Origin of the sequence: Pseudomonas sp. NBRC 111119, from assembly GCF_001320125.1 — a bacterium.
GTDB classification, from domain to species: Bacteria; Pseudomonadota; Gammaproteobacteria; order Pseudomonadales; family Pseudomonadaceae; genus Aquipseudomonas; species Aquipseudomonas parafulva.
On record NZ_BCAV01000086.1, the window covers coordinates 1 to 6,786 of the forward strand.

Genomic DNA, 6,786 nt, shown 5'->3' on the forward strand with positions numbered 1-6,786 from the left:
GCCCAAGGGTAAAACCGGGCGCGCAGACATCGCCCTGAATTTGATCAACAAGCTGTATGGCATCGAGCGCGACCTTAAGGACAGCAGCGATGAAGATCGTAAGGCTGCCCGCATGGAGCGCAGCCTGCCATTGCTGGCTCAGCTGAAAAGCTGGGTAGAGAAAACGCAACCTCAAGTCACGATGCAGAATGCCTTGGGCAAGGCCCTTGGCTACTTGGCCGGCAACTGGAGCAAGTTGGAGCGCTACGTCGAGCACGGCTACTTGCCGATGGACAACAACGCGGCCGAGCATGCGATCCGCCCGTTTGTCATCGGGAGAAAGAACTGGTTGTTCAGTGACACGCCCAAAGGTGCCACTGCCAGCGCACAACTTTACAGCCTGGTAGAGACGGCAAAAGCCAACGGCCAAGAGCCCTATGTGTGGCTGCGCCACGCACTGGAACGCCTGCCGCAGGCGTGCTCAGTGGAAGACTACGAAGCGCTGCTACCTTGGAATTGCACACCTCAAATACACAGCTAGGTGCTCTGCCCATTATTAGTTAGGTGGGGTGCATGGAGCGCTTACGTGATTCTGGCCTGCCCGGCTGTCTAAAACTCGGTGGTGGAACCAAGCGTTTGCTGGCCGAAAACTGCGGAAAACCGCCGCTCAGTTTTGGACAGGATACTGTCGCGGGCCAGTTTGGGCAGGGGCTGTGGCCTCATCTTTCCAGTACTGCTGCATTATCTGAACCTGCATGGCGCACTACAAATGCGTCGCCATTTTCTCTAACCGTGAATCACGGTAGCTGGGCCGAAATAGCCGATCGGGAAGCATTTCACCCATAGGAAAGTGTGGTCCACGCCCGAGAACTGAGCGTCAAAGAGGAATCCCGCGTCGTGCCTTATCCTTGATCCAGGCGGCAACTTTGTCGAGATAACCCCAAACATCACCGTCATTAGGATGAATATAGTTGGGAGCTTTCGGGTCGTTACCTAGCGCTTCAAAGATGTTGCGCAGCCATCTTTTACTTCTGGTAACATCCGCCTCCGGCAGCCAGTGTTCAACTTCGCCGTGCCTCAGGACGAATAGACCATACTGATCTAGACGGTCGAATAGGTTCTCGGCTTTTTCCTTCGCAGTTCTATTGAGCAGGGAAATCCCGCCATCCGACTTGGGTTTCTTGTCGTCTGAGATAAGGTCTGTCCAGACGGCAGCGCGTTCTAATTTTATAGAATCGTGGGGCTTCGGATAACTTGTGGCTTCCAAAAGTACTGGAAAGTTGGTCTCGGGGTTGAGTGCGTCAATGTCAAGGATGACCGCCACGGGTATCCCGAGTCCCCTGAGCGGTCCGACGATCTTATTCACTGAATCCTTTCCGTTGGCATTGAGGAAAAGGGTGTTCGGCGCGCCTCGTCCAGATTCCGCCGCAAGAAGCCGATCGTTGATCTCTTGGTAGAAGGCTCGGTCCGCGTCCGCTTCGGTGACCACGACGCCTTCGTAAAATACCCCCGACAGAGCGTTTGCGGACCGTAAAAGTGGTTCCTGCATCATGACGCGGATGTCGTCGTTCGAAAGCATGCGAGCAGTAGCGCTGCCTTGCTGATAGGTCAGGCGAACTACATTGACCTTTGCTCCAGACTGGATTGCGCCCATCAGGAACTGGCTGCTATGGGTCGATACAAAAACTTGCTTGTCGCCTTGGCCTGCTGTATGGGCGATTTCGCGGCCAAGTTTGTAGGCTAGCGTGGGGTGTAGAAAAGCTTCGGGCTCGTCGATGATCATAATCTTCGGGTCGCCCGCGCGCAGTTCCAGCAGCATGCCAGTAAAAGCTTTCATTCCATCGCTCCACTGATCGATGGTGCGAGCATTTCTCATCCAATCCAGCGTAGCGTCTTCTACGGTGCGCTCATTTGGTGGTGGCGTACTCCCATATCGCAATTGGATTAACGCCCCCTCTGAAATGTCCATGCCCAGATAAAGGCCGAAGGCATCGAAAAGAACATCTCGTAGCGCCTTTCGGCGAGCATCGTCCGTTAGAAGCCTAGCGAATGTGTTTTTCGGATCCTTCAGATCGCCTCTGTCCTGTGCCGCGGTCAGGCCAATCCTGCCTGGTCCGTCAATTTTTAGTATATGTCGGGCCGCATACGTTTGAGCAAACTCATTTATGTTCCCATCAGGATTCTGCAAAAAGCCTCGGAAAGACGGGACGTAGATGAGCGACCGCCAGTCTCCAAACTTGAGGTACAGGTGATCAGCGTGATCTACTTCTCCCGGATTGCGCCTGTGATCCGTCCAGGCTTCAAGGAGCGCGTCGATCTCTTCAGTAGTTTGTTTGCGGAACTTAAGACCACCGAGAATTGCACGTTGTGTATTGCCGGTGCTGCAGAATTCGGCAATTTCGCGCAGAACCATACTCTTCCCCGAGTTGTTTGGTCCGACGAAGATGGTAACGGCAGGCTCGTCCAACACCAGTGGGTCTGCCCCATGGGCCGCGCCAAATTGAAACGTTGCTTCCTCAATGAGCACTGATGTCTCCTTTAAGATTACGATTGTCAGACACAGGAAGCTGACTCCCCCATATCGACATCCTTTAATTCACGCATTTAGCCGAAAGTTACCTTAAGCCTGCCGTGGTAGTTCGTCTGAATAGGTGATTGTTAGCTCAACAATACTTCATGGATTCCACGATTGCGTAAAAAACGGCAGCCTTTGAAGTTTCGCAAACCCTGAAGGGCGAACAAAAAGCCCACACGAGCGTCATTGATTTAGACCCAATCTTCCAGTTCTCGCTATTAGCCCCCGGACGAAGACAGCCATGGCTCAAAAGCGGACGGTCAGCGACAAATGTCAGGTTATACTAGTTCTGATACCACTGATAGGTTTGGGACGGGAAAAAGGAGGGTTTACCCCATGAAGTCAACCCTTCAGCACCGCCAGACACCCACAAAACACCGCATGGAGGAGTCCGGTATAGCGTACGGGCTATGATCGTGTTGTGGAGATAAAAATTGGTTCGGCAGAACTCCTGGGGAGGGTTGCTACAATGTCTTCGCCGAGAGTCGAAAGCAGACAATCCACCTGAGACAAGCGCCCCGAGGGTGTGTTATGCCAGATCGGCATCATAGCCGGATGAAAGCCATCGGACCAATTCGCCGACCAACTCATGCGTATCAGTGGGGAGCGGGGGTTTTGGTCCCTCAGAATCAACACATTCTTACCCGCTAAACCCCATTGCAAAGCAAATGGTGATGTTAGCGGTGTAGATTAGCCCGCCGTCTGGAGTCGGCGAACCCGAGTCGTCAGAACGAGTTCCGAGATTCGATTCGGTGCTGTTGATGCAGCGCTGAAACATGGGTGGCATGGGCTCAAGATCAGTTTCGCAATCCTACCATGCCCCTTGATTTTAAAGGGCGTAGCCATGTTAGAAATGCGGCTACGCGGAGCTGAAGATATCCTAAGCTACTGGAATTTAAGGAAATACATTACGGATTGCAAATCCGTCTATCTGAGCGTTGAGCTGGTACCGCTGAGTGCTATTGAGGGGCGCGAAGCGATACCAATTTTGATATCAATGATATGGAGTAGAGGTGGAGTGGAAAGGTGTTTGGCTTAATGAAATCAACCCCATGCCACCGCCAAACACCCCTTAAATACTGCATGGTGATGTTAGCTGTGGAGATCAAGTGCTTGTCCTGCGGGGGTTCCAGAGGTGTATTTAGGCCCTCTCGTCATGTCAGGCCAATTCAGGGCCAATTCGACGAGTGGCGGCAGCTTCTCCAGCTCCCTCCAGTCCGAGGAGGAGCTGATCCATTTCGCGTACATAGAGAGCAATCGCTCGACGCTGTGGCCAAGCTGGTTCGTCGTGAGTGCGGAATTCAGCCAGCCATAAGGCATGGGGTTGCGTAGGCGTGGCGGGTTTCATACTGACGGCGTTCACGGAGTCAGCGCCAGTGATGCTGCTTTTAAGCGGCGGATTGTAACACTTGGTTCGCCGAACCACAGCCCACCTTTAGCTGACTGGAACACAAATACCAATCCTGCACGTGCGGATCCTAGTCAAACCGTTGCGAACCTGACCGACCATCCCCTAGGCTACGAGGATCAGCCTGATAGGAGGCTTGCATCCTATGGGCCAATCCCACGGACGGCACGTCACCAAAAAGGACTTTCCATGGCACTGACCAGCAAAATCACGCCCTACAGTCTTTCCTGGCCAGCCCAATATCTGAAAGACGAGCCACTCATTGCTTCGGCTTTCAACGACGAACTGATTGCTATCCACCACGTTGGCAGTACAGCTGTGCCGGGATTAGCCGCCAAACCGGAAATCGACGTCCTCATCGAGGTGGACGAGCATCGCAACGTGCTTACACGAGACGAAATATTGTTGGGTTTGGGATACGTGCGGGGCAGTGACCTCTCGGAGGGCCACCATTTCTACAGGCGTAACGTGAAGGGTGTTCGTACGCACAAACTCCACGTCTGCGAGCAGGGTCACGTTTCGATCGCCTACATGCTCGGTTTCAGGGACCTGCTCAAACGTAACGTTGTCATTCGGCAGCACTATCAGGCGCTGAAGCTAGAGCTGGAGGCGAGCAACACAGGCGGGATGGCCGAGTACCTGGCGCGAAAGGGGCCCTTCATCATCGCGACGATGCTAGAGGCCGGCATTTGTGCTGCATAAGCGGAGTCGATATCCCGGTCTGTCGGTTGTTGCAATGGACAGTCCCGTATTCTTCATTCCAGCTTATCGAAGCCCACAACTAGGCCTTAGTACGCCAACCGTCTAACCGGCGTGCTCCCCCAGCGAAGCTGCTGGTAACCGGTGTACGGAAGCAAGAGCGTGTCCGCCAAGGCCGATAACCCCATGTCCACGAAAACCGTATCTGCCGACCAGTGAGGGCCCGACCGTTCGGGGCTGTTCAGGTTGCAGAACTGGTAAGCAACGCCGCTATAGGCTTGGGGAATCGACCGGCATTCCGATCCCCACTTCGCCAGGTTGTCCACCGCTTTGGACTTGTCGGATACCGTCGCGACCGTGCCACACCCGCTCAGCACTACTGCCAGTGCGCACCCCATCCATGGTTTCATGGCATTCCCCTTTTGAAAACGCGCTGTCGATGATGGCCGAATCATAGCGCACTCATGCCGGAGTGGTCCCGTGCAGCGCTCAACGCGCTATTGTGAACGCCTTGGCATTCCTCTAGCCTGCCGGTAAACAGGGCAGGCTCGCAGCGGTGGATCAATTGCAACTTGATGATGACGGTAACAACGCTGCCGAACGTGCCGTGCAAACTGCCATGCTCAACGCAACCCCCGACTGCGTGAAAATGCTGGCACCTGACGGCACCTTGCTAGCAATGAACAAGGCAGGTTGCGCTGCACTGGGAATACCGGCTGAACAGGTTAAAGGCCTACCGTGGGTTCCCTTGTTGCCAGTGCCCGTGCAGCCATCCGCCCAAGCGGCCTTGCAGGCGGCATTGGCCGGGCAGGTAGCCAGGTTTTCTGGCCACAGCGCCTCTGCACAGCGGGTGTTCCATTGGGACAACCTGCTTACGCCTGTAACCGATCTGCAGGGGCAGGTGGTGTCGGTTCACTGCGTGTCCAGGGACGTCACTGAGCAGACGCTGCTGCGCAAAGAACTGGACCTGGCCCTTGAGCGGGAACAGTTGTTGTCCCGCGAGATGCTTCACCGCATCCAGAACTTGCTGTCGGTGGTGCAGGCTGTGGTATCCATGGCGGACCGCGAGGCCAGGGCGACGGCGGCCACCGAAAGCGTCGCCAGCATCGTCAATGCCAAGCTGGGCGCGCTGTCCCGGGCTTACGGCGTAATACTCGACAACCCTGACGGGGCCGCGGTCGACCTGGCGCTTTTGGCAGGCTCGGTGTTGAGCCCTTATGTAGCCCAATGTCGAATCAGCGGGCCTGGGCACCCGTTGCCCGCGCGCTTGCGCAACACACTTGCGCTGTGTATCCACGAACTCGCCACTAACTCCATCAAGTATGGCGCCTTGGGGGCCATGGAGGGCTTGGTACATTTCCAGTGGTCGATACACGAGCAGGTGCTGCAAGTGGACTGGCGCGAAGCAGGGGGCCCGGAGGTGTCGGCAGACAGCGGCGAGGCCGGCTTTGGCACGACGATGATCGAGCGGCTGGCGAGGGCTGCGGGTGGTGAGGTCATCTGGAACTGGCGCCGTGAGGGGCTTGTTGCGCACCTCAAACTGCCGCTCGCAGGTTAACGCCATCGGCGCGACCTCGTCCGTCCGAAATCCGCTTATCCAGATTGACCAGGCTACCGATGCGAGATTTACTGTATATGCATACAGTTCGCATTGGACCTCTTTCCATGAGCATCACTTTTCTGGGTTGGCCGCTCGGTAGCACTGGCCCATTCCCACTCTACTCATTCCATGTTCCCGCCGGTTTTCCATCCCCTGCGGCAGATCATATGGAAGGGCATATTTCCCTCGATGAGCTGTTCGATATCCGCGCCCCTCATGTGTATCTGGTGAGGGTGGAAGGGGACAGCATGCAAGGGGCGGGTATCTATTCGGGCGATATCGTTATCGTGGACCGTGGGCGTGAACCGGAGCACGGCGATATCGTCATTGCCGCCCTGAACAGCGAGCCGGTGTGCAAGCGCCTTCATCGCCGTGACGGCGTGGTAATGCTCAAGTCCGAGAACCGTAACTACCCGCCACGTCATGTCGGGGAAGGGGACGATATGGTGGTCTGGGGCGTAGTGCGCTACAGCGTTCGCGACCATGCGCAGTGAGCCTCTATTCGCACTGATCGATTGCAACGCA

Annotated in this window: 7 protein-coding genes and 1 pseudogene; 5 read left to right on the forward strand and 3 right to left on the reverse strand. The window is 55.6% G+C overall.

Annotated elements, in window-relative coordinates:
* Together APH25_RS24510 and APH25_RS25600 are read left to right on the forward strand one after the other, a co-directional pair.
* Positions 1 to 520 (forward strand): transposase (locus tag APH25_RS24510; RefSeq protein ID WP_156333278.1); only part of this gene is annotated, 520 nt, incomplete at its 5' end.
* 32 nt (positions 521 to 552) lie between these two features.
* Positions 553 to 825, forward strand: a complete 273-nt coding sequence (locus APH25_RS25600; protein WP_156333280.1) for a hypothetical protein — start codon at positions 553 to 555, stop codon at positions 823 to 825.
* Between the two features lie 31 nt (positions 826 to 856).
* Here APH25_RS25600 and APH25_RS24515 read toward each other — a convergent pair whose 3' ends face one another.
* Positions 857 to 2,506, reverse strand: coding sequence for an ATP-dependent endonuclease (locus APH25_RS24515; RefSeq protein ID WP_060483651.1), 1,650 nt, complete (start codon positions 2,504 to 2,506; stop codon positions 857 to 859).
* Between the two features lie 1,189 nt (positions 2,507 to 3,695).
* Positions 3,696 to 4,015: pseudogene (locus APH25_RS26075) on the reverse strand (integrase).
* Positions 4,016 to 4,151: 136 nt separating this feature from the next.
* Between APH25_RS26075 and APH25_RS24520 the strand changes: the two are divergent.
* Positions 4,152 to 4,664: a GrpB family protein gene (locus APH25_RS24520; protein ID WP_060483652.1), complete on the forward strand. Its 513-nt coding sequence runs from the start codon at positions 4,152 to 4,154 to the stop codon at positions 4,662 to 4,664.
* Between the two features lie 86 nt (positions 4,665 to 4,750).
* On the opposite strand, the gene APH25_RS24525 is transcribed toward APH25_RS24520, so the two are convergent.
* Positions 4,751 to 5,116: a YceK/YidQ family lipoprotein gene (locus tag APH25_RS24525; RefSeq protein WP_371262530.1), complete on the reverse strand. Its 366-nt coding sequence runs from the start codon at positions 5,114 to 5,116 to the stop codon at positions 4,751 to 4,753.
* 101 nt (positions 5,117 to 5,217) lie between these two features.
* Between APH25_RS24525 and APH25_RS24530 the strand changes: the two genes are divergently transcribed.
* Positions 5,218 to 6,219: a PAS domain-containing protein gene (locus tag APH25_RS24530; RefSeq protein WP_060483653.1), complete on the forward strand. Its 1,002-nt coding sequence runs from the start codon at positions 5,218 to 5,220 to the stop codon at positions 6,217 to 6,219.
* Between the two features lie 107 nt (positions 6,220 to 6,326).
* The gene (locus tag APH25_RS24535; protein ID WP_028634164.1) at positions 6,327 to 6,755 is read left to right on the forward strand and encodes a LexA family transcriptional regulator; all 429 of its coding nucleotides are present in this window, start codon (positions 6,327 to 6,329) and stop codon (positions 6,753 to 6,755) included.
* Positions 6,756 to 6,786: the final 31 nt, after the last annotated feature.